This window comes from Citrobacter sp. Cy070, assembly GCF_030332245.1.
GTDB classification, from domain to species: Bacteria; Pseudomonadota; Gammaproteobacteria; order Enterobacterales; family Enterobacteriaceae; genus Citrobacter; species Citrobacter youngae.
This window is the reverse complement of record NZ_JAOWIG010000091.1, coordinates 316,592-339,176: the sequence shown is the minus strand read 5'-3', so window position 1 is coordinate 339,176 and position 22,585 is coordinate 316,592. Positions and strand designations below refer to the sequence as shown.

At 53.6% G+C, this 22,585-nt stretch carries 23 protein-coding genes; 13 read left to right on the top strand and 10 right to left on the bottom strand.

Annotated features, from left to right (window positions below):
- Nucleotides 1-19 precede the first annotated feature (19 nt).
- From pxpA to ybgI, 4 genes are read right to left on the bottom strand one after another with little or no spacing between them, the layout of a single operon-like run.
- Nucleotides 20-754 (bottom strand): 5-oxoprolinase subunit PxpA, encoded by a 735-nt coding sequence (gene pxpA / locus OGY19_RS23500; RefSeq protein ID WP_048212262.1) that lies wholly within the window; start codon nucleotides 752-754, stop codon nucleotides 20-22.
- Complete coding sequence (pxpC, locus tag OGY19_RS23495; protein WP_286597293.1) at nucleotides 744-1,676, bottom strand: 5-oxoprolinase subunit PxpC; 933 nt, start codon at nucleotides 1,674-1,676, stop codon at nucleotides 744-746. Before pxpC ends, pxpA begins: the two co-directional genes overlap by 11 nt.
- On the bottom strand, nucleotides 1,670-2,326 hold the full coding sequence (gene pxpB, locus OGY19_RS23490; RefSeq protein ID WP_048212264.1) for a 5-oxoprolinase subunit PxpB: 657 nt from the start codon (nucleotides 2,324-2,326) through the stop codon (nucleotides 1,670-1,672). Before pxpB ends, pxpC begins: the two co-directional genes overlap by 7 nt.
- 15 nt (nucleotides 2,327-2,341) lie before the next feature.
- On the bottom strand, nucleotides 2,342-3,085 hold the full coding sequence (gene ybgI / locus OGY19_RS23485; protein WP_101742420.1) for a radiation resistance protein YbgI: 744 nt from the start codon (nucleotides 3,083-3,085) through the stop codon (nucleotides 2,342-2,344).
- A 289-nt stretch (nucleotides 3,086-3,374) separates the two neighbouring features.
- Here ybgI and dtpD point away from each other — a divergent pair, with 289 nt between their 5' ends.
- Nucleotides 3,375-4,856, top strand: coding sequence for a dipeptide permease DtpD (gene dtpD, locus OGY19_RS23480; protein ID WP_115600766.1), 1,482 nt, complete (start codon nucleotides 3,375-3,377; stop codon nucleotides 4,854-4,856).
- A 50-nt stretch (nucleotides 4,857-4,906) separates the two neighbouring features.
- On the opposite strand, the gene OGY19_RS23475 is transcribed toward dtpD, so the two are convergent.
- The 4 genes from OGY19_RS23475 to OGY19_RS23460 form a co-directional block, all read right to left on the bottom strand.
- Nucleotides 4,907-5,833 carry an Rpn family recombination-promoting nuclease/putative transposase gene (locus tag OGY19_RS23475; RefSeq protein ID WP_101742405.1) on the bottom strand — a complete coding sequence of 309 codons (927 nt, stop codon included), beginning with the start codon at nucleotides 5,831-5,833 and terminating at the stop codon, nucleotides 4,907-4,909.
- 160 nt (nucleotides 5,834-5,993) lie between these two features.
- Nucleotides 5,994-7,412, bottom strand: a complete 1,419-nt coding sequence (gene phrB, locus OGY19_RS23470) for a deoxyribodipyrimidine photo-lyase (RefSeq protein ID WP_115600767.1) — start codon at nucleotides 7,410-7,412, stop codon at nucleotides 5,994-5,996.
- 18 nt (nucleotides 7,413-7,430) lie between these two features.
- Nucleotides 7,431-7,985 carry a DUF1722 domain-containing protein gene (locus OGY19_RS23465; RefSeq protein ID WP_048212269.1) on the bottom strand — a complete coding sequence of 185 codons (555 nt, stop codon included), beginning with the start codon at nucleotides 7,983-7,985 and terminating at the stop codon, nucleotides 7,431-7,433.
- Nucleotides 7,986-8,082: 97 nt separating this feature from the next.
- Complete coding sequence (locus tag OGY19_RS23460) at nucleotides 8,083-8,289, bottom strand: YbfA family protein (RefSeq protein ID WP_005122569.1); 207 nt, start codon at nucleotides 8,287-8,289, stop codon at nucleotides 8,083-8,085.
- 307 nt (nucleotides 8,290-8,596) lie between these two features.
- Here OGY19_RS23460 and kdpF point away from each other — a divergent pair, with 307 nt between their 5' ends.
- The 6 genes from kdpF to kdpE are packed head-to-tail and all read left to right on the top strand — an operon-like array spanning nucleotide 8,597 to nucleotide 16,378.
- The gene (gene kdpF, locus OGY19_RS23455; RefSeq protein WP_001670793.1) at nucleotides 8,597-8,686 is read left to right on the top strand and encodes a K(+)-transporting ATPase subunit F; all 90 of its coding nucleotides are present in this window, start codon (nucleotides 8,597-8,599) and stop codon (nucleotides 8,684-8,686) included.
- On the top strand, nucleotides 8,686-10,365 hold the full coding sequence (gene kdpA, locus OGY19_RS23450) for a potassium-transporting ATPase subunit KdpA (protein WP_115600768.1): 1,680 nt from the start codon (nucleotides 8,686-8,688) through the stop codon (nucleotides 10,363-10,365). The genes kdpF and kdpA overlap by 1 nt, the downstream gene beginning before the upstream one ends.
- Nucleotides 10,366-10,385: 20 nt before the next feature.
- Entirely contained in the window at nucleotides 10,386-12,434 is a 2,049-nt protein-coding gene (gene kdpB, locus OGY19_RS23445) for a potassium-transporting ATPase subunit KdpB (RefSeq protein WP_115600769.1), read from the top strand.
- 8 nt (nucleotides 12,435-12,442) lie between these two features.
- Nucleotides 12,443-13,009, top strand: coding sequence for a potassium-transporting ATPase subunit KdpC (gene kdpC / locus OGY19_RS23440; protein ID WP_115600770.1), 567 nt, complete (start codon nucleotides 12,443-12,445; stop codon nucleotides 13,007-13,009).
- A gap of 10 nt (nucleotides 13,010-13,019) precedes the next feature.
- The gene (gene kdpD / locus OGY19_RS23435; RefSeq protein ID WP_048212273.1) at nucleotides 13,020-15,704 is read left to right on the top strand and encodes a two-component system sensor histidine kinase KdpD; all 2,685 of its coding nucleotides are present in this window, start codon (nucleotides 13,020-13,022) and stop codon (nucleotides 15,702-15,704) included.
- The gene (kdpE, locus tag OGY19_RS23430; RefSeq protein ID WP_005121396.1) at nucleotides 15,701-16,378 is read left to right on the top strand and encodes a two-component system response regulator KdpE; all 678 of its coding nucleotides are present in this window, start codon (nucleotides 15,701-15,703) and stop codon (nucleotides 16,376-16,378) included. Before kdpD ends, kdpE begins: the two co-directional genes overlap by 4 nt.
- A gap of 99 nt (nucleotides 16,379-16,477) precedes the next feature.
- Here the strand turns inward: kdpE and pgm are convergent, their stop codons facing one another.
- The gene (pgm, locus tag OGY19_RS23425) at nucleotides 16,478-18,118 is read right to left on the bottom strand and encodes a phosphoglucomutase (alpha-D-glucose-1,6-bisphosphate-dependent) (protein WP_101742411.1); all 1,641 of its coding nucleotides are present in this window, start codon (nucleotides 18,116-18,118) and stop codon (nucleotides 16,478-16,480) included.
- Between the two features lie 24 nt (nucleotides 18,119-18,142).
- Entirely contained in the window at nucleotides 18,143-18,685 is a 543-nt protein-coding gene (gene seqA, locus OGY19_RS23420) for a replication initiation negative regulator SeqA (protein ID WP_061067527.1), read from the bottom strand.
- Between the two features lie 196 nt (nucleotides 18,686-18,881).
- On the opposite strand from seqA, the gene ybfF reads away from it, so the two are divergent.
- From ybfF to tcuR, 6 genes are all read left to right on the top strand, one after another.
- Nucleotides 18,882-19,655, top strand: coding sequence for an esterase (gene ybfF, locus OGY19_RS23415; protein WP_115602349.1), 774 nt, complete (start codon nucleotides 18,882-18,884; stop codon nucleotides 19,653-19,655).
- Nucleotides 19,656-19,783: 128 nt separating this feature from the next.
- Nucleotides 19,784-20,071 (top strand): LexA regulated protein, encoded by a 288-nt coding sequence (gene ybfE, locus OGY19_RS23410; protein WP_005121400.1) that lies wholly within the window; start codon nucleotides 19,784-19,786, stop codon nucleotides 20,069-20,071.
- A gap of 155 nt (nucleotides 20,072-20,226) precedes the next feature.
- Nucleotides 20,227-20,757, top strand: coding sequence for a flavodoxin FldA (gene fldA, locus OGY19_RS23405; protein ID WP_003022839.1), 531 nt, complete (start codon nucleotides 20,227-20,229; stop codon nucleotides 20,755-20,757).
- Nucleotides 20,758-20,967: 210 nt separating this feature from the next.
- Complete coding sequence (locus OGY19_RS23400) at nucleotides 20,968-21,054, top strand: ryhB-regulated fur leader peptide (protein ID WP_100247215.1); 87 nt, start codon at nucleotides 20,968-20,970, stop codon at nucleotides 21,052-21,054.
- On the top strand, nucleotides 21,047-21,493 hold the full coding sequence (gene fur / locus OGY19_RS23395; protein WP_003022836.1) for a ferric iron uptake transcriptional regulator: 447 nt from the start codon (nucleotides 21,047-21,049) through the stop codon (nucleotides 21,491-21,493). The genes OGY19_RS23400 and fur overlap by 8 nt, the downstream gene beginning before the upstream one ends.
- Before the next feature lie 128 nt (nucleotides 21,494-21,621).
- Nucleotides 21,622-22,548, top strand: a complete 927-nt coding sequence (tcuR, locus tag OGY19_RS23390) for a tricarballylate utilization LysR family transcriptional regulator TcuR (protein ID WP_048212276.1) — start codon at nucleotides 21,622-21,624, stop codon at nucleotides 22,546-22,548.
- The last annotated feature ends 37 nt before the right edge of the window (nucleotides 22,549-22,585 follow it).

Genomic DNA, 22,585 nt, shown 5'->3' with positions numbered 1-22,585 from the left:
TTGTTTTGTATGAATAAACTTACGCGCTAATTTGAATATTGCAGGCATTAAAGGCGCTGCGCAAACGACGGGCAAAAGCGAGTGCGTGCTCACCATCCCCGTGAATGCATACCGTCTGCGCGGTTACGCTTGCCCATGTTCCACTGTGACTTTTTACTCTCCCGGACTGCACCATTTCTAACGTTTGCGCCAGCGCCTGCTCTTCGTCTTCGATCAGTGCACCTGGCTGACTACGCGGAACCAGACTACCATCAGCCTGATACCCCCGATCTGCAAAAACCTCCTGACGCGTCACCAGGCCATAATGTTCTCCGGCACGGATCAACTCACTTCCCGCCAGCCCTACCAGTATCAATGACGGATCGCAGGCATAAACCGCTCTGGCTATCGCATCGGCCAGCACAGGATCTTTTGCGGCCTGGTTATAAAGCATGCCGTGCGGTTTGACATGACGCATCACGCCGCCCTCAGCGCGCGTGATGGTCGCCAGCGCACCAATTTGATACAGCGTTTGCGCATAAACCGTTTCCACAGGCAGGGTCATGGCGCTACGACCAAAATTTTCCCGATCCGGAAAGCTCGGATGCGCGCCTATTGCCACGCCATTTTTTAGCGCTTCGCGCACGCTTAAGAGCATGGTCTGCGCATCACCGGCGTGAAACCCACAGGCAATATTGGCCGATGACACCAGCTGGAGCAGCATCGCGTCGTTCGCACAGCCTTCGCCGAGATCTGCATTCAAATCAATTTTCATCGTTAAGTCGCCATGCTAATTGTTCCAGATAGCGCTGCTGATCGTGACGTGCCTTCAACGCCTCTTCCAGCGAGCACTGAACAAAGTGAATCGGTTGTCCAAGAGGGATCTGCGCAAGGTGATGCATATCCGCCTCGATGATACAGGCGATACGCGGATATCCGCCCGTGGTCTGGGCATCGTTCATCAGTACAATTGGCTGCCCGTTATGCGGGACCTGTACCACGCCGGGGAGCAAACCGTGTGACAACATCTCGCGGTCTGTCGCGCGTGTCAGTGGCTGCCCCTGCAGGCGATACCCCATACGGTTACTCTGTGGGCTCAGTCGCCACGGCGATCGCCAGAACGATGCCTGCGATGCCTCGTCAAATTCCTGATATTCAGGTCCGGGCAGCGCACGAATGTGGTTGCCCCACATCAACTGTTTTACCCCTTGTGGGCCATTGAATTGTCGTGTTGAAACGCCAATCGCCAACTTATCGCCATCACGTAACAAACGTCCTTCAAACCCGCCAATACCAACTTTCAAATCGGTACTGCGCGATCCCATAACGTCGGGAACATCAATACCGCCCGCCACCGCCAGGTAGCTGCGCATACCATGATGCGGGTGTTTTAATGACAGGCGTTGTCCGGCTTTAACCGGCAACCGCCAACCGCTCCATACCGGAGTACGATCCAAATGCGCTTCGCATCCCGCGCCGGTCAAGGCAAACCAACCATCCGCGTCAAACTCCACCACCAACTGACCCAACGTGACTTCCAGCGCGGCAGCATTCGCATCATTTCCTACCAGCAGATTAGCGACGTTCAATGCCGGTTTGTCCAACGCGCCGCAGTGACTTACCCCTGACTGACGAAAGCCATGACGCCCCCCATCCTGTACGGAGGTGTACAGGCCAGCACGAATGATGTTTAACATACGCCCTCCTTCTGCGGGACAAAACGTACAGTATCTCCAGCCCGTAACAGGATCGGCTCCTCGCGCTGCGGATCAAAAAGCTTAACGGCGGTACGTCCTATCAGTTGCCACCCGCCGGGCGTTGCAATCGGGTAGATACCGGTTTGTGACCCGCCGATCCCCACCGCCCCTGCCGGAACAAGTAAGCGCGGTTCGGCTCGTCTTGGTGTATGCAATGGTTCCGGTAAGCTCCCAAGATAGGGAAATCCCGGCTGAAACCCTAAAAACCAGACGACATAATCAACTGACGCATGCAATTCAACGACCTGCTTGTCGCTCAAACCACTGTGCCGGGCGACTTCGGCCAGATCGGGCCCGTATTCGCCACCATAGATAACGGGGATTTCGACAAAGCGCGAATCCGGCTCCATCGCCTCGCTCTCTTCCCACCAACGTTGCAGACGTTCAATGGCATCCAGCGCCAGCGTCTGCGGGGAATTCAGGATTACCGTGATATTGTTCATTCCCGGAATGGCTTCAAGTACATTCGGAGCATCAGCCAGACGCTGGGCCAGACGCCAGATGCGTTTCTGAGTTGCCAGCGTAATCGGCGGTTCCAGCTCCAGAACCACCGCGGTTTCACCTAACAGATAACAACGTGCTCGCTGCACTTTCGTCCCTCTTTATCAGGCTGGGTTAGGGATGTCGACGAACGTCACATCCAGATCGGTATTTTCATTCAGCCATTCGCTCAATGCACGAATACCGCCGCGTTCGGTAGCATGGTGACCGGCAGCATAGAAATGCAGTCCCTGCTCGCGGGCAGAGTGAATGGTTTGTTCAGAAACTTCCCCGGTAATAAAGGCATCAACACCAAAGCGGGCTGCGCTATCAATGAAACTTTGACCGCCCCCGGTACACCAGGCAACACGCTGAACGTTTTCAGGCCCGGTATCACCGCACCATAACGGTTTACGTCCCAGACGCGCTTCAATCCAGGATGCCAGTTCCAGCCCAGGAACCGGCATGGAGAGTTCCCCCCACGGTACCAGAGGCTCTATCTCCCCCATCACCGTGATCCCCAATAGCGCGGCCAGCTGTGCGTTATTCCCCAGTTCGGGGTGGGCATCCAACGGCAGATGCCAGCCATACAGGTTGATGTCATTTTCCAGCAGCGTTTTCAGACGCCGGCGCTTCATGCCACGAATAACCGGAGATTCGCCTTTCCAGAAATAACCATGATGAACGATGACCGCATCGGCCCCAAGGCGAACAGCCTCATCCAGTAATGCCTGGCTTGCGGTTACGCCGGTCACGATTTTTTGCACCGTTTCTTTGCCCTCAACCTGCAAACCATTCGGTGCATAGTCGCTTATGGCTGCGCTGTTCAGCTTGTCGTTAATCAGTTGTTCCAGCTCGGTGTTTTTCATCATCGTCCTCGTTGTCATAAATTCTGCCTGCCAAATCAGCAACACAGCTTCAGTTAAAATAGCGTCCTCATCTCCGTTCGTCGATAGCCATTTCGCTGACACATCAAGAAACAATCACGCGGCCTGTAAACGTAAATTGCTTACCACCATGAGATTTTATTCATGTATATTTATGCAATCAGACAGCATATTGCAAAAATAATCAGATCTGTATCAAAGTTACAACTTTAAGGAAACACACTCACACGGCACGTTCCTCCCGTCGTGAGGCATTTACTTCGAGAAAATAATGAATAAACAAGCATCTCAGCCGCGCGCGATTTATTACGTCGTCGCGCTGCAAATTTGGGAATACTTCAGTTTTTATGGCATGCGTGCACTGCTGATCCTGTATCTCACTAACCAGCTTAAGTACAACGATAATCACGCGTATGAACTGTTCAGTGCTTACTGTTCGCTGGTGTATGTCACGCCTATTCTCGGGGGATACCTGGCGGATAAAGTGCTCGGTAACCGCATGGCGGTAATGATTGGCGCATTTTTGATGGCAGTGGGACATCTGGTCCTGGGCGCCAGTGAAATGGCTCCGGCGTTTCTCTATTTATCTCTGGCCATTATTGTCTGTGGCTACGGTTTGTTTAAATCCAACATCAGTTGCCTGCTGGGTGAATTGTATAAACCAGAAGATCCGCGCCGTGACGGCGGGTTCTCTCTGCTCTATGCCGCCGGTAACATTGGTTCAATTATTGCCCCTATCGCCTGCGGCTATGTGCAGGAAGAGTACAGTTGGGCAATGGGCTTTGCGCTGGCCGCTATCGGTATGCTGGCCGGGCTGGTCATTTTCTTATGCGGGAATCGTCATTTCGCTCACACCACCGGCGTCAACAAAACCGTGCTGTGTGCCAAATCGCTCATTCTGCCGAACTGGGCCTGGCTGCTGGTTCTGCTGGTCGCCGCACCGCTTTTAATTACCGTCCTGTTCTGGAAAGAGTGGTCCGTGTACGCGCTGATTGTCGCCACCGTCATTGGTTTGGCTGTTCTGGCAAAAATTTACCGTCAGGCGCAAACGCAGAAACAGCGTAAAGAGCTGGGGCTTATCGTCACGCTGACCTTCTTCAGCTTGTTGTTCTGGGCCTTTGCACAGCAGGGTGGTAGCTCCATCAGCCTGTATATCGACCGCTTTGTCAATCGCGACGTGATGGGATATTCAGTCCCTACTGCCATGTTTCAGTCGGTAAACGCCTTCGCCGTTATGTTGTGCGGTATCGTGCTGGCCTGGGTGGTCAAAGAAAGCGTGAGTGGCAATCGTACCGTTCGTATCTGGGGTAAGTTTGCTCTCGGTCTGGGGTTAATGAGTGCGGGTTTCTGTATTCTGACCTTAAGCGCCCGTTGGTCCGCAGCTTACGGCCACTCTTCCATGCCGCTGATGGTATTGGGGCTGGCGGTCATGGGCTTTGCCGAACTGTTTATCGACCCTGTCGCCATGTCACAAATTACACGCATTGAGATCCCAGGGGTAACCGGCGTATTAACCGGCATCTATATGCTGCTTTCCGGGGCCATTGCCAACTACCTGGCGGGTGTGATTGCCGACCAGACATCACAGGGCGCGTTTGATGCTTCCGGTGCTATCAACTATTCCATCAACGCCTATATTGATGTCTTTAGCGAAATTACCTGGGGCGCGCTGGCCTGTGTGGTGTTGGTGCTGATGATTTGGCTGTACCAGTCGCTTAAGTTCAGAAACCGTCCGCTGGCGGTAGAATCCTGAGTGTAAGGGCCCGATGATGTAATACTATTCGGGCCTGTTTTTTCGGGTAATTACGCATAACTTGCAGCGAGTTCCTCTTCAGTAAGCCCCGTCACTAGTAGTACCATTGCGCGATCTATTCCCTGCTCCAGCATAGTTTGCGCTATACGTAATGCAGCTTCTCGCTTTCCTACTTCTTTGCCTTGTTGTAGCCCTTGTTGTAGCCCTTCCTGTAATCCATCTAACCGTAACCGCTCCGCAATAGTCATCAGCCTCTCCTTATGTTGGGGGATCCGTTGTGCCATCTCTTGCATAAACTCATTAAAGCGAGATTCATCGCCGGATCGTAGGATGTAATTAAACATCGCCTGCAGTTGCGTGTCATTAGCGCATCCGGTAAGTAGTAGCGTGGTCAGTTGCTCTACCAGCCCCATCAAATCCCGCTGACGGATATGTTTTTGCATTAATTCCAGCAGCGCCATTCGCCTGTGAGCCATGATCTCATCATCGGGTACCACCGTTATATCTACCAACGGAAATGCGCTGGAATAAAGCTGTCTTGCCGCCACGGGGTCGGCAAAGGCATCCAGCCAGCACAATGAGTACGGATAGGGGCTTCGGCAGCCATGATAAAACAGCATCGGTATCACCAGCGGCAGTTCCTTGTGCCCTGCGTCCAGATGGCGCTGCATCGCCGCCAGCGCATAACGCAACAGACGAAAAGCCATATGTGGCTCGGCTGAACTTTGATGCTCTATCACCACATAGACATAACCGTCACCGTTGCGTGTGTGCAAAGACCAGAGCACGTCGGAGTAGCGCGAACGTAAATCCGCTTCAATAAAGCTTTCTGACTCCAGTTGCAGAGAATTCAAATCGCAAAGCATCCGCAGTTCAGCTGGCAGGTGAATGTCGAGAAAATCTCGTGCAGTTTCGGGATGATGTAAAAACGTTTTAAACACCGCATCATGCGGGGTGGAGGTCGTTGGCGTTGTCATTAATTTCCGTCATTTTCATTCAGATGACGGAAATTTACTGCTGAGAGAAAACTTGTGCAGCAGGGTATTCACGGTACTGAGCGCACGCTTCAGCGCTAAAATCACCCGACTGCAACATGTTCATTCTGTTGGAAGGTATTACGCAAAATCCACCATGCCTTTACCCTTTACGCGCTGCCTCATAGGCTGCCAGCGTGGCTAACCTTGCCTGCTTATGATCGACAATCGGACGAGGATAGTTGAGTGTCACCTGCATTTTCTCCGCCCACGGCCACGGTTCGTGAATGGCTTTTCCCGGTACATCGCGTAATTCCGGTACCCATTGGCGGATAAAATCACCGTCACGGTCGAATTTCTCCCCCTGCGTGGTGGGGTTAAAAATACGGAAATACGGCGCAGCATCCGTTCCGGTAGAAGCAGCCCACTGCCAGCCACCATTATTCGCCGCCAGATCACCGTCGATCAGTTGTGACATAAAATACTGCTCGCCTTTTCGCCAGTCGATCAGCAGGTCTTTCACCAAAAAGCTAGCCGCGATCATGCGTAAACGATTATGCATCCACCCTGTGCCGTTAAGCTGGCGCATCGCCGCATCTACGATTGGATACCCTGTATTTCCCGTCTGCCATGCCTGAAGATGCGTCACGCTATTTTGCCATTGCACACGATCAGTCCAGCGAATAAAGGGCTGATGCCGACACAGTGCAGGATAGTACGTCAGTAGATGGCGGTAAAATTCGCGCCAGATGAGCTCGTTTAGCCAAACGCTCCCGGCGCCTCCCTCTAGCGCCTGCGGTTGCTCGACTAACAAACGGTGCAGACACTGGCGCGGTGATAACCCACCGGTGGCAAGGCTTGCCGACAACCGGCTGGTGCCTTCATTTGCCGGGAAATCACGTTGTTGCTCATATTCTGCCGCGCCCTGCTGGCAAAACTGACGTAATTGCGCGATAACCGATTTTTCTTCTACCGGGAAAAGCGCCACATCAAAATCCTGCTGTGGATAATTGAGCGTAATTGGCGTTGATGGGGGGGGAATTGCGCCGCTTTCGCGGGCTTTTGGTGCCGCAACACACTCCGGGATACTGTCTTTTAACCGCTTCAGCCAGGCATTTTTAAACGGTGTAAAGACTTTATACATCTCATGATTCCCGGTCATTACCGCGCCCGGTGCCAGGATTACGCTATCGTCAAAACCCTCACAGACCACCTGCGATAATGATTTTTCAACCTGAGCATCGCGCTGGCGTTCGTTGATTTCGTACTGATAGTTATAAAACAGTCGGCTAACGTCATGCAGTGCGCAGACATTTTTGACTATCTCTACGCTGGCTGTGAAATCCCCGACGTCATAAACCAGCAGCGGGATGCCTTTTTCTGCCAGCGCCGTTTGCAGCGCATTCAACTGCTTGCCGACAAACGCCGCCTGACGCGGTGACATATCATGCGCTTTCCACTGTGCGGGCGTGGCAATATATAACGCCAATACCCGTGCCGAACGATCCCGACATGCCGCTGCCAGCGCAAGATTGTCATGCAAACGTAAATCTCGCCGAAACCAGACCAGATGAGTGGTCATAAAACTCCCAAATAAAAATTAAGCTTTGCCGTGTAAACGCAGAATCGCAGGCCAGAGTTCAAAGTAACGTTGCCCGGACAACCAGCTGTTCGGGTGCTCCGTCATATAGTGTTGGAGGAGCATCAATGGCGCAAGCAGCGGCTGCATCTCACGTCGATAGTTATCGATTATTGAGGTCAGTTCCTGACGTTGACGAAGATTGAGCTGGTTACGGAAATAGCCCTGCACATGCATCAGGACATTGGTATGGTTGCGTCGGGTCGCGTTATTAAACAACAGATGAATCAACCGTAAACGGTACTCCGTATAAAAAGCATCGAGGCTTGCCCATTCGTGGATTGCGGCAACAAAAGGGCCGAGCTCACGATACTCCGGTTGGGAGTGTGCCAGTAACACCAGCTTGTAACGGGTGTGAAAATCAATCAATGCGCCACGTGATAATCCGCTCTGGCGCAGTCGGTGCAATTCATGCAAGGCATAAATACGTACCAGCGTATTCTCGTCAAACAGAAATTTATCGTTCGCTTCTGCGGTCAGACAGGCGCGGACACCAACAGGAACTCTCTTGCTCATCGCCACTCCTTATCCGTTACACAGGTAAGTGTAGACTGCGACGTATAAAAAAACCGCCACATTGCTGTTGGCGGTTTTTTTGAGCCTGAACGGTAACTTAGTAGAAATCGCAGGTGGCTTTTTCAGCCTGCTCCATCCACACCGGCTTATCACTGGTTTTCGACCAGACGCGATGCAGGTAGCTGTAAAAACGGGCACGGTCTTTCCAGAACAGCATGACCGGCAGCGCCAGAACACCAGCCAGTACGGCAAAGGTACGGCGCAAGAAAACAATGTGTGCTGGATATTCTTTATAAAAGTCCATAATCCTCTCCCATATATCTGTTCGGTGAATCGCACCGGAAAATAAACTTGGTTAACTGATGAAAATAATACCGCCTTGTGTGTAATTTTGCTACTCATCCGACCACTTATTTTTATCTATTGATGCTCCGTTTAACGTAAATTCGTAATTAAGTTACATAAAGGTTAAATTAATACTAATCATTAGTTAAATAATGGTCTTTGCCATTTTTATACTTTTTTTACACCCCGCCCGCAGATTTTTGCGAAATCTTTGCAACCAAAAACCTACGCTCTGGTTATCACATTTATGCCACTGGAGGTGCACTGTGAGTGCAGGCGTGATAACCGGCATTGTGCTGGTCTTTTTGTTACTGGGTTATCTGGTGTATGCCTTGATTAATGCGGAGGCGTTCTGATGGCAGCGCAAGGATTTTTACTCATCGCCAGTTTCCTGCTGGTGCTGTTTGTTCTCGCCAGGCCGCTGGGCTTTGGGCTGGCGCGTCTTATCAACAACACATCCTTACCCGGCCTTGCCGGCGTTGAGCATGTGCTGTGGCGTGGGCTGGGTATTTCGCAGCAGGAAATGACCTGGCTGCACTATTTGCTGGCGATCCTCGCACTTAATATCCTCGGCCTGCTGATACTGTTTGCGATGTTAATGGCGCAAAACCTGCTGCCGCTGAATCCGCAACAGTTACCGGGGCTATCGTGGGATCTCGCGCTCAATACCGCTGTTAGTTTTGTGACCAACACCAACTGGCAGTCCTATGCGGGTGAAACCACTTTAAGCTACTTCAGCCAGATGGCCGGCCTGACCGTGCAGAATTTCCTGTCTGCGGCGACCGGTATTGCGGTGATCTTTGCCCTGGCTCGCGCCTTTACGCGCCAGAGTATGAACACGCTGGGCAACGCCTGGGTGGATCTGGTCCGCATTACGCTGTGGATATTGCTGCCGATTTCTCTGCTCATCGCGCTGTTTTTCATCCAACAAGGTGCGCTGCAAAACCTGCTGCCTTATCAGGCGATCACCACGCTCGAAGGGACAAAACAACTGCTACCGATGGGACCTGTCGCCTCACAAGAGGCCATTAAGATGCTCGGTACCAACGGCGGCGGCTTTTTTAATGCCAATTCCTCACATCCTTTTGAAAACCCAACCGCACTGACCAACCTGGTCCAGATGCTGGCAATCTTCTTAATTCCCACGGCGCTGTGTTTCGCCTTCGGCGACGTCGTGGGCGATCGCCGACAGGGACGCACCCTGCTGTGGGCTATGTCGCTTATTTTTGTTGTTTGCGTAGCGGTTGTAATGTGGGCCGAAGTGCAGGGTAACCCGCATCTGATGGCGTTTGGCGCAGACAGCAATATCAACATGGAAGGTAAAGAGAGCCGCTTTGGCGTGCTGGTCAGTAGTCTGTTTGCAGTCGTCACGACAGCCGCATCCTGTGGCGCAGTCATTGCTATGCACGACTCCTTCACTGCGCTGGGCGGCATGGTACCGATGTGGTTGATGCAGATTGGCGAAGTGGTCTTCGGCGGCGTGGGTTCAGGTCTGTACGGCATGCTGCTGTTCGTGCTGCTGGCGGTATTTATCGCCGGGTTAATGATTGGCCGCACACCAGAGTATCTGGGTAAAAAAATCGATGTCCGCGAAATGAAAATGACCGCGCTGGCGATTCTGGTTACCCCTGCGCTGGTTCTGCTTGGGACAGCGATAGCCATGATGAGCGATGCCGGGCGTAGCGCCATGCTCAATCCCGGGCCGCATGGTTTTAGCGAAGTGCTGTATGCCGTGTCGTCCGCCTCGAACAACAATGGTAGCGCCTTCGCCGGGTTAAGCGCCAACAGCCCGTTCTGGAACTGCCTGCTGGCCTTATGCATGTTCTTCGGCCGCTTCGGCGTCATTATCCCGGTGATGGCGATTGCCGGTTCACTTGTTGGTAAAAAGAGCCAGCCAGCAAGTCCCGGCACGCTACCTACCCACGGTGCGCTGTTTGTTGGGTTGTTGATCGGTACCGTGTTGCTGGTTGGCGCCCTCACCTTTGTTCCTGCACTGGCGCTTGGCCCGGTAGCAGAATACCTCTCTTTACGTTGAGTGATGCGGAGCACATGACTATGAGTCGCAAGCAACTGGCGCTGTTCGAACCTTCTCTGGTCGCACAAGCGCTGATGGACGCCGTGAAAAAATTAAGTCCACATACTCAGTGGCGTAACCCGGTGATGTTTATCGTCTGGCTGGGCAGCCTGCTGACCACCCTGTTAACGGTGGCGATGGCGACAGGCCATATGTCAGGTAATCCACTGTTTACCGGCGCGATAAGCCTCTGGCTATGGGTGACTGTTCTGTTCGCTAACTTTGCGGAAGCGCTGGCTGAAGGGCGTAGTAAAGCGCAGGCCAACAGCCTGAAAGGGGTTAAAAAAACCGCCTTTGCCCGCAAACTCCGTGAACCGAAATATGGTGCGCAAATGGATCACGTGCCAGCCGAAGAGTTACGTAAAGGGGATATCGTGCTGGTGGAAGCTGGCGATATTATCCCGTGTGACGGCGAAGTTATCGAAGGCGGCGCCTCGGTGGATGAAAGCGCCATTACCGGTGAGTCCGCGCCTGTAATCCGTGAATCCGGCGGCGATTTTGCCTCCGTCACTGGCGGGACACGCATTCTCTCGGACTGGCTGGTGATCGCGTGTAGCGTCAACCCCGGAGAAACATTCCTCGACCGAATGATTGCCATGGTTGAAGGCGCACAGCGGCGTAAAACGCCCAACGAAATCGCGCTGACGATCCTGCTGATTGCCCTGACTATCGTCTTTCTGCTGGCAACCGCCACGTTGTGGCCGTTCTCTGCCTGGGGCGGCAGTGCGGTCAGCATCACGGTGCTGGTTGCCCTGTTGGTCTGTCTGATCCCCACCACGATCGGTGGTCTGCTCTCCGCGATTGGCGTCGCCGGGATGAGCCGCATGCTGGGTGCGAACGTTATCGCCACCAGCGGACGTGCGGTAGAAGCGGCTGGTGATGTGGACGTACTGCTGTTGGATAAAACCGGCACCATCACGCTGGGTAACCGTCAGGCTTCTGATTTTCTGCCCGCCCACGGCGTGGACGAAAAAACGCTGGCCGATGCCGCGCAGCTTTCATCACTGGCCGATGAAACACCGGAAGGTCGCAGCATCGTTGTCCTGGCTAAACAGCGCTTTAACCTGCGTATTCGTGACGTACAGTCGCTCCATGCCACCTTTGTGCCGTTTACCGCACAGAGTCGGATGAGCGGTATCAACATCGACAACCGGATGATCCGCAAAGGCTCGGTTGATGCCATTCGTCGTCACGTCGAAGCTAACGGCGGCCACTTCCCTGCCGATGTGGAGCAGAAGGTCGAAAACGTTGCTCGCCTTGGCGCAACGCCGCTGGTGGTGGCCGAAGGCTCCCACGTACTGGGTGTGATTGCCCTGAAAGATATCGTAAAAGGTGGGATTAAAGAACGGTTTGCCCAACTGCGCAAAATGGGCATCAAAACAGTGATGATCACCGGCGATAACCGCCTGACTGCTGCAGCAATCGCCGCAGAGGCCGGTGTGGATGACTTCTTAGCCGAAGCCACACCGGAAGCCAAGCTGGCGCTAATTCGTCAGTATCAGGCAGAAGGTCGTCTGGTGGCGATGACCGGAGACGGAACTAACGACGCTCCAGCCCTTGCGCAGGCCGATGTTGCCGTTGCCATGAACTCCGGAACCCAGGCAGCGAAAGAAGCGGGCAATATGGTGGATCTCGACTCCAACCCCACCAAACTGATTGAAGTGGTGCACATTGGTAAACAGATGCTGATGACGCGTGGGTCGCTGACCACCTTTAGTATCGCCAACGACGTTGCGAAATATTTCGCCATCATCCCGGCTGCGTTCGCCGCAACTTACCCGCAGCTTAACGCACTGAACGTCATGCGACTGCATTCGCCGGATTCGGCGATCCTCAGCGCCGTCATCTTCAATGCGCTGGTCATCGTCTTCCTGATCCCACTGGCGTTGAAAGGCGTGAGCTATAAGCCGTTATCCGCTTCCGCGATGCTGCGCCGCAATCTGTGGATCTACGGCCTGGGTGGCCTGGTTGTGCCGTTTATCGGTATCAAAGTAATTGATTTACTGCTGACCCTGCTGGGTCTGGTGTGAGGTTTCAGATGAGTGGATTACGTCCTGCATTATCAACATTGCTTTTCCTGATGCTTATCACCGGCGGTGTTTATCCGCTGCTGACCACCGCGCTGGGGCAGTGGTGGTTCCCCCACCAGGCTAACGGTTCGCTTCTGCGTGAGGGTCAGATAATTCGCGGTTCTGCACTGATCGGGCAAAATTTTACCGCCGCGGGTTATTTTCATGGACGCCCCTCAGCCACAGCGGAAATGCCCTATAATCCAATGGCTTCAGGCGGCAGTAATCTGGCAGCCAGCAACCCGGAACTGGATAAACAGCTGCAAAGCCGGATTGCCGCGCTGCGTGCCGCCAACCCGCAGGCAAATCCTGCCGTTCCGGTTGAACTGGTAACAGCTTCCGCCAGCGGGCTGGATAACAACCTGACGCCAGCTGCGGTGGCCTGGCAAATCCCGCGCGTGGCGCAAGCCCGCAACCTCAGCGTTGAAGAAGTCACGCGCCTGGTTGCACAATACACGCAAAAGCCGTTGGTCAGTTTTATCGGCCAGCCGGTAGTTAACCTGGTAGAACTTAATTTAGCGCTGGATAAGCACTGAGAAAAAGGACATGCATAGCGAACCCCTACGTCCTAACCCCGATCGCCTGCTGGAGCAGACCACCGCGCCGCACCGGGGAAAACTGAAAATTTTCTTCGGCGCCTGTGCGGGCGTGGGGAAAACCTGGGCCATGCTGGCGGAGGCCCAGCGACTGCGGTCGCAGGGGTTGGATGTGCTGATTGGCGTGGTGGAAACCCACGGGCGCAAGGAGACCGCCGCACTGCTTGACGGTCTCACCGTGCTGCCGTTGAAACGTCAGGCACACCGTGGGCGGCATATCAGCGAGTTCGATCTTGATGCCGCCCTCGCCCGCCGCCCGGCGCTGATTTTGATGGACGAACTGGCGCACAGCAATGCGCCAGGCTCACGCCACCCCCGCCGCTGGCAAGACATTGAAGAGCTGCTGGAAGCCGGTATTGACGTTTTTACTACCGTCAACGTGCAGCATCTGGAAAGCCTCAATGATGTGGTCAGCGGCGTCACCGGCATTCAGGTGCGCGAAACCGTTCCTGACCCGTTTTTCGATGCCGCTGACGACGTGGTACTGGTCGATCTCCCCCCCGACGATTTGCGTCAGCGCCTGAACGAAGGCAAGGTCTATATTGCCGGTCAGGCAGAGCGTGCAATCGAGCATTTCTTCCGCAAAGGTAATTTGATAGCGCTGCGCGAACTGGCGCTGCGACGCACCGCCGATCGGGTGGACGATCAGATGCGTGCCTGGCGGGGGCGTCCGGGAGAAGAAAAAGTCTGGCATACCCGCGATGCCATTTTACTGTGTATTGGACACAACACCGGCAGCGAGAAACTGGTGCGAGCGGCTGCACGCCTGGCGGCGCGTCTGGGTAGCGTCTGGCATGCGGTATATGTTGAAACACCTGCGCTACACCGGCTACCCGAAAAACGGCGGCGGGCAATCTTAAGCGCGCTGCGACTGGCACAGGAACTGGGGGCTGAAACGGCCACTCTCTCCGACCCTGCCGAAGATAAAGCGGTGATCCGCTATGCCCGTGAGCATAATCTGGGGAAAATTGTCCTCGGGCGTCCAACTACGCGTCGCTGGTGGCGCAGCGACTCCTTTGCTGACAAGCTGGCCCATCGCGCACCGGATCTCGATCTGATGATTGTAGCCCTCGATGAGCCCCCTGCACGCCCTGTGCTGCAAACCGCAGATAACCGCACCTTTAAGGATAAATGGCGGGTACAAATCCAGGGTTGTGTGGTCGCTGCTGCATTGTGTGCTGTTACGACATTGATTGCCATGCAGTGGTTGGTTGCATTTGACGCAGCCAACCTGGTGATGCTCTATCTACTGGGCGTGGTGGTGATCGCCCTGTTCTACGGGCGCTGGCCGTCGGTGGTGGCGACGTTTATCAACGTCGCCAGCTTCGATCTCTTCTTTATTGCCCCACGCGGCACGCTTGCCGTTTCCGACGTCCAGTACCTGCTTACCTTTGCCGTCATGCTAACGGTAGGTCTGGTTATTGGTAATCTGACCGCCGGGGTGCGTTATCAGGCCCGGGTTGCACGTTATCGTGAACAGCGTACGCGTCATTTGTATGAGATGTCGAAAGCACTGGCTGTAGGGCGCAGCCAGCAGGATATCGCCGCCACCAGCGAACAGTTTATTGCCTCAACGTTCCAGGCCCGCAGCCAGGTTTTACTGCCCGGCGAGAACGGTAAGCTGGCCCCTCTCACCCATCAACAGGGCATGACGCCTTGGGATGACGCTATTGCCCAATGGAGCTTTGATAAAGGGCAACCCGCCGGCGCAGGCACTGACACCTTACCCGGTGTGCCATATCAAATTTTACCGTTAAAAAGCGCCGACAAAACGCATGGGCTGCTGGTTGTGGAACCGGGAAATTTACGCCAGTTGATGATCCCCGAACAGCAACGCCTACTGGAAACTTTCACTTTACTGGTCGCCAGTGCGCTGGAACGCCTGACGCTAACCGCCAGCGAAGAGCAGGCCCGGTTTGCCAGCGAGCGTGAAAGCATTCGCAATGCCCTGCTCGCCGCCCTTTCCCACGATTTACGCACACCGCTGACGGTGTTGTTCGGCCAGGCAGAAATCTTAACGCTGGATCTGGCAAGCGAAGGATCGCCGCACGCACGTCAGGCCAGCGAAATTCGCCAGCACGTCCTGAACACGACCCGACTGGTGAATAACCTGCTGGATATGGCGCGAATTCAGTCTGGCGGCTTTAATCTTAAGAAGGAGTGGTTAACGCTGGAAGAGGTGGTCGGCAGCGCCCTGCAGATGCTGGAGCCAGGTCTCTCTGCCCCGATAAATCTGTCGTTACCAGAACCGTTGACATTGATTCACGTCGATGGCCCGCTCTTTGAACGGGTGCTGATTAATCTGCTGGAAAATGCCGTCAAATACGCGGGCCCACAGGCGCAGATCGGTATTGATGCCAGCGTTGATGGCGAACACCTGCAACTGGACGTCTGGGATAATGGGCCGGGTGTTCCATCGGGTATGGAACAGCGCGTTTTTGACAAATTTTCTCGGGGAAATAAAGAGTCATCGGTGCCAGGCGTTGGGCTGGGGCTGGCAATTTGTCAGGCCATTGTAGACGTGCATGGCGGGACTATTTCTGTCCACAATCGCGCGCAGGGAGGAGCATGTTTTCGTGTTACACTGCCCCAGGAAATTCCCCCTGAACTTGAAGATTTTCATGAGGATATGTGACGAACGTACTGATTGTTGAAGATGAACAGGCCATTCGCCGCTTTCTACGCACCGCGCTGGAGGCCGATGGGCTACGTGTATTTGAAGCGGAAACGCTGCAACGTGGTCTGCTGGAAGCCGCCACGCGAAAACCCGATCTCATCATTCTCGATCTCGGCCTGCCGGATGGCGACGGCATTGATTTTATTCGCGACCTGCGTCAATGGAGCGCGATCCCGGTGATTGTGCTTTCAGCCCGCAGTGAGGAAAGCGATAAAATCGCCGCGCTGGATGCCGGAGCCGATGACTATCTCAGCAAACCTTTTGGTATTGGCGAGCTGCAGGCGCGATTGCGTGTGGCATTGCGTCGCCACGCCAGCGGGACGTCTCCCGAACCGGTCGTGCATTTTTCTAATGTTAAAGTGGATATCGCCGCCCGCCTCGTACACCGGGGTGACGAAGAAATTCATTTGACGCCGATTGAGTTTCGCCTGTTAGCGGTATTGCTGAATAACGCCGGGAAGGTGCTGACGCAACGTCAGTTATTGAATCAGGTTTGGGGACCAAACGCCGTCGAACACAGTCACTATCTGCGTATTTATATGGGACACCTGCGCCAGAAGCTGGAACTGGACCCGGCCCGCCCGCGTCATTTTCTCACCGAAACCGGAATTGGCTATCGGTTTATGCCGTGAATATGCACTGAATAAAAAAGCCGGATCAGCTGATACGCTATCCGGCTTTTTCATCATTCATACCGGATGACGACGCTAGCGTCTTATCCGGCAGGTGATTTATGCGTTTTTCAACACTTCGCTGACAATCTCGACCGCTTCTTTCTCGATCTGCTTGCGGTGTTCCTCACCGAGGAAGCTTTCGCAGTAGATCTTGTAAGCATCTTCGGTACCAGAAGGACGCGCAGCAAACCAGCCGTTATCGGTCATCACCTTCAGGCCGCCAATCGATGCGCCGTTGCCCGGTGCCGCCGTCAGACGCGCAGTGATCGGGTCGCCCGCCAGCGTGCTGGCGCTCACCATTTCCGGAGAGAGCTTAGACAACGCCGCTTTCTGCGCGGAGGTGGCCCCAGCCTGAATTCGGTTATAGCTCGGTGCGCCAAAGCGCGCCGCCAGTTCGTTGTAATGCTCTTGCGGGTTCTTGCCTGTCACTGCCGTAATTTCCGCTGCCAGCAGGCACATGATGATGCCATCTTTGTCGGTTGACCACGGTGTACCGTCGAAACGCAGGAAAGATGCCCCCGCGCTCTCTTCCCCACCAAAGCCAAAACTGCCGTCAAACAGACCGTCAACAAACCATTTAAAGCCAACCGGCACTTCAACCAGTTTACGCCCTAAATCATTCACTACACGGTCAATCATCGCCGATGACACCAGCGTCTTACCGACGGCAACATCTTTGCCCCACTGCGGACGATGCTGGAACAGGTAGTTGATCGCTACCGCCAGATAGTGGTTCGGATTCATCAGTCCAGCCGGTGTTACGATACCGTGGCGGTCATAGTCCGGGTCATTGGCAAATGCCAAATCGAATTTGTCACGCAGCGCCAGCAGACCGGCCATCGCGCACTCGGAGGAACAGTCCATACGAATGGCGCCGTCTTTATCGAGATGCATAAAGCGGAAAGTCTGGTCGACCTGATCGTTAACGAGGGTCAGATTCAGGTTGTAGTGCTGAGCGATACGTTTCCAGTATTCGATACCGGAACCACCCAGTGGATCAACGCCCAGCGTCAGACCCGCTTTCTGGATTGCCGCCATATCGACGATATCTGCCAGCCCTTCCACGAAGGGTTGAACCAGGTCTTGTTCTTTAACATGACCGGACGCCAGCGCGGCATCCAGCGGAATACGCTTCACGCCTTTCAGACCATCAGCCAACAGTGCATTAGCCCTGTCTTCTACGACTTTGGTGACGTTGGTATCTGCCGGGCCACCGTTTGGCGGGTTGTATTTAATTCCGCCGTCTTCTGGTGGGTTATGGGACGGCGTGATCACAATGCCGTCAGCCAGCGGACCGCCTTTTTTATTGTGGACCAGGATAGCATTCGACACGGCAGGGGTGGGCGTAAAGCCGTTGTTTTCCTGCACAATGACATCAACACCGTTCGCTGCCAGCACTTCCAGCACAGAGATGAAAGCCGGTTCAGACAACGCGTGGGTATCCTTGCCCACATAGCACGGGCCTGTAATCCCGTTTTTCGCACGTTCTTCGGCAATCGCCTGAGCGATAGCCAGAATATGCGGCTCATTAAAACTATGACGACCCGCACTACCGCGATGTCCGGACGTACCGAACTTAACGGCGTGCTCAGCGTTCCCTGCTGTTGGTTTCAGTACATAGTACTGTGCCGTCAGTTGGGCGACGTTAATCAAATCACTCTGTTGCGCAGGTTGACCTGCACGGTTGTGGATTGCCATTGCCTGGTCCTTCTAATGCAAGGATTAAATTGTTCCGCAAACCTTTTCAATCAACTCCGCGGGGAATTGCATTGACTGCATGATGTGTTCAACCATGCTGCATTTACGGCCGGTATTGGTATTGGTGATCACCCAATATGGCGTGCCTGGCACGTGTTTCGGTTTGGTTTGATTACCATTTTTCAGCAACGTCTGTTCATCCGCTGCAAAATAAACGCGCGTACGTCCGTGCAACGATTCCGTTGCTTCGGCGAACGCGTTGTTATCCAGTGAGTAAAGTGTAGACAGCACCAGCATAAAGCGATTCACTGCTTTTTTCTGTTCCGCATATTCATCGGAAAGCAGCAGTTCACGCATGGCGCGCACTTTGTCTTTCGTAGGGTTGACCGGCTTGGCTTCCACGACAGGTTGTACCGCGCGGACTTCTTTTACTACCGGAGTGACAGGCTGTGATGCGGCGGAAAACTTCAACATACGCCGTAAAATGTCGGATGCGCTCTCGCCAATATGCTTGGTGTGGCTGGCAATATAGCTATAGAGTTCATCATCAACTTCAATCGTTTTCATCTTAATCCAGTGCAATGTTTGGCTGAATACAAGTTGTCAGGACTTTACACGCTGTAGTGTAAAGGCAAATCCTAACAGCGGATAGCGTCAAGCCTGGTGACCAGCAAAACTCGGAGTAACCGTAGTTGTTGCAGCCATGTGGCAGAATGGTCAACATGATACCCTAACCCGTCAGTGTGAAAAAAAGAACTTTGCCATGAAATTGAATATCCGAGCGCAATCTGCGCAAAACCCGCACAATAATTCTCCCATCGTCCTGGTTCACGGCCTGTTTGGCAGTCTGGATAACCTCGGGATCCTGGCACGCGATCTCGTGGCCGATCACGACATCATCCAGGTTGATATGCGAAATCATGGTCTCTCCCCTCGTTCACCTGAGATGAATTATCCGGCCATGGCGCAAGATCTGCTGGATACGCTGGACGCCAGGCAGATTGAAAAAGCGATCTTTATTGGCCACTCGATGGGCGGTAAAGCCGTTATGGCGCTGACTGCGCTGGCTCCTGAACGTGTCGAACGGCTGGTCGCCATCGACATTGCTCCCGTTGACTACCATGTTCGCCGCCACGATGAGATTTTTGCGGCAATCAATGCCGTAACCGATGCACAAGCGTCCTCACGCCAGCAGGCGGCGAGCGTTATGCGTCAGCACCTGCAAGAGGAAGGTGTTATCCAGTTTCTGCTGAAATCCTTTGTTGACGGCGAGTGGCGCTTTAACGTTCCCGTATTGTGGGATCAATATCCGCATATCGTCGGTTGGGAGACCATTCCGGCGTGGGAACACCCGGCGCTGTTTATCCCCGGCGGTAATTCACCTTATGTGACCGAAGCGTATCGCGAACAGCTGCTGGCGCAATTCCCGCAGGCCCGCGCACACGTTATTGCAGGCGCAGGCCATTGGGTACATGCGGAAAAACCGGAGGCGGTGCTGCGCGCCATCCGTCGTTATCTGAGCGAGCAGGTTAACTGATTAAAAACTCAGCGTCCGCGCGTGATTACGCGCGTGGGCGTTGGCGCGCCTCCCCTGCTGATGTATTATGGCGCGCTATCCATCCGGGCGGACGCCTGGCTGATTGTTTCCCCGAAGTCACCAAGATCATGGCCAAAGAACAAACGGACCGTACGACATTAGATCTGTTCGCGCAGGAGCGTCGCCCGGGACGACCCAAAACTAATCCGCTCTCGCGTGATGAACAGTTACGTATTAACAAACGTAATCAGCTTAAACGCGACAAAGTTCGCGGGCTTAAGCGTGTCGAACTGAAACTGAACGCCGATGCCGTTGACGCTCTGAACGAGCTGGCCGAGGCACGCAACATGAGTCGCAGTGAACTCATCGAAGAGATGCTGATGAACCAACTCACCGCATTGCGCGGTCAGGCTTAGTCTGAATTTCTGCTCTAAATCATAAATCGTGTAGCACAGAGTGCAGTCCTGCGTGTTTGCTGTTTCCGCATGCCTGACTGTTCTGCTATGATTGCCCTTATCCGTGGGCAATGCGCCACCACCATTTCAATAAGTTTCAAGAGGTTATTTTACTCATGGCAATCACTGGCATCTTTTTCGGCAGCGACACCGGTAATACCGAAAATATCGCAAAAATGATTCAAAAACAGCTTGGTAAAGACGTTGCCGATGTACATGACATTGCAAAAAGCAGCAAAGAAGACCTGGAAGGGTATGACATTCTGCTGCTCGGCATCCCAACCTGGTACTACGGTGAAGCGCAGTGCGACTGGGACGACTTCTTCCCTACTCTCGAAGACATTGATTTTAACGGTAAACTGGTGGCATTGTTCGGCTGTGGCGACCAGGAAGATTACGCAGAATATTTCTGTGATGCGTTAGGCACCATCCGTGACATCATTGAGCCGCGCGGCGCCACCATCGTCGGCCACTGGCCAACGGCGGGTTACCATTTTGAAGCGTCTAAAGGTCTGGCAGATGACGACCACTTTGTCGGTCTGGCTATCGATGAAGATCGCCAGCCGGAACTGACCGCTGAACGCGTAGAAAAATGGGTTAAGCAGATCTCTGAAGAGCTGCACCTCGACGAAATCATCAATGCCTGATTTCGTGCGGCGTAGATATTCATCTGCGCCGCATCAATAGATAAAACCAATCAAAATAATTGCTACAAATTTGTAACTTTTTCGCCTGACCCTGTACAATGGCTGGATGCCAATCGGGTATTGCACAGTGTGTTTGTTGGTGATACCACGTTTTGATTAACAATATTTGCCAGAGACTTGCAGTTTTCATTTAGGCATGGCAGTTCTATAATGATACGCATTATCTCAAGTGCAATTTCTGTCACTTCTGTTAATGAAGTGAACCGTTTAGCTACAGGACAGATTCCGCATGACTGACAACAATACCGCATTAAAGAAGGCTGGCCTGAAAGTAACGCTTCCTCGTTTAAAGATTCTGGAAGTTCTTCAGGAACCGGATAACCATCACGTCAGTGCGGAAGACTTATACAAACGCCTGATCGACATGGGTGAAGAAATTGGTCTGGCGACCGTGTATCGCGTGCTGAACCAGTTTGATGATGCCGGTATCGTGACCCGCCATAATTTTGAAGGTGGTAAATCCGTCTTCGAACTGACTCAACAGCATCATCACGATCACCTGATTTGCCTTGACTGCGGCAAAGTGGTCGAGTTCAGCGATGACTCCATCGAAGCGCGTCAACGTGAGATTGCGGCTAAACATGGCATTCGTTTAACTAACCATAGCCTCTATCTGTACGGTCACTGCGCTGAAGGCGATTGCCGCGAAGATGAGCACGCGCACGACGGCAAGTAATGTAATGCTCTCTGAAAAGCCAACCATCCGGTTGGCTTTTTTTATGCGCGTTATCAGCGTGTTTCCCCTTCCCTCCACTCTTGTGTTGCTTTAATGTAAAAATCAATTGTCCCTTCCGGAGAGTCGAAATGGAACTTCGCCAGCTACGTTATTTTGTGCGCATTGTAGAAACCGGCAGCATGGGTAGCGCGGCGCTCGACCTCAGTATCGGTGTTTCGGCGCTCAGCCAGCAAATGACCCGCCTGGAAAACGAACTCGCCATACGTCTGCTGCAACGTACCTCGCGTGGCGTGACGCCCACCAGCGCTGGACTGGCATTTTACGCCCAGGCACAGCTGGCGCTCCGTCACGCAGACGATGCGATCCTCGCCGCACGGGAGGCCAGACTTTCCGGGCACGTCAGCGTCGGCATGGCCCCCAGTACTGCTTCCGTTCTTGGGATGCCTTTCATCAACGCCATGCGGGAAAGCTATAGTGATGTCCGCCTGCATGTGGTGGAAAGCCTCTCTGGTAACCTGGAACGAATGATTAATACCCGCCAGATTGATCTGGCGGTGGTATTTCAAAAAGAAAAGATCCTGCGCTGGAGCGCCAGACCGATTCTCGAAGAACGGCTATTTTTAATTGGTACTCATGCCCTACTGGCTGATATTACCGATGACAATATTGCTCCAGCCCAATTGGCACGTATTCCATTGATAATGCCAAGCCCAGGACATGGTCTGCGCGGCAGACTGGATGCTATCAGCCAGGAGCATGCGCTGAACATTGAGATCGCGACAGAAATTGACGGCCTGACGCTACTGATGCACGCCGTTCGCAGCGGAATCGGTGCAACACTTCAGCCCGGTGCGGCAATTTCCCATCTCGATAAAGAGACATTAAGAGTGATTGGCATCCATAATCCCATACTTAGCCGCCCCAACTTTTTGGTCAGCCTTTCTGACGATGAACTCACCCCAGCAGGTCTCGCTGCCCGTGTGGTACTAGCCAAAGTGATGCATCAACTGGTGGAATCTGGACACTGGCCAGGTGCGATCCTTTACAATAATTAAAGGGCTGTTTAGCATCACGTCATAGCGTCCACACAAC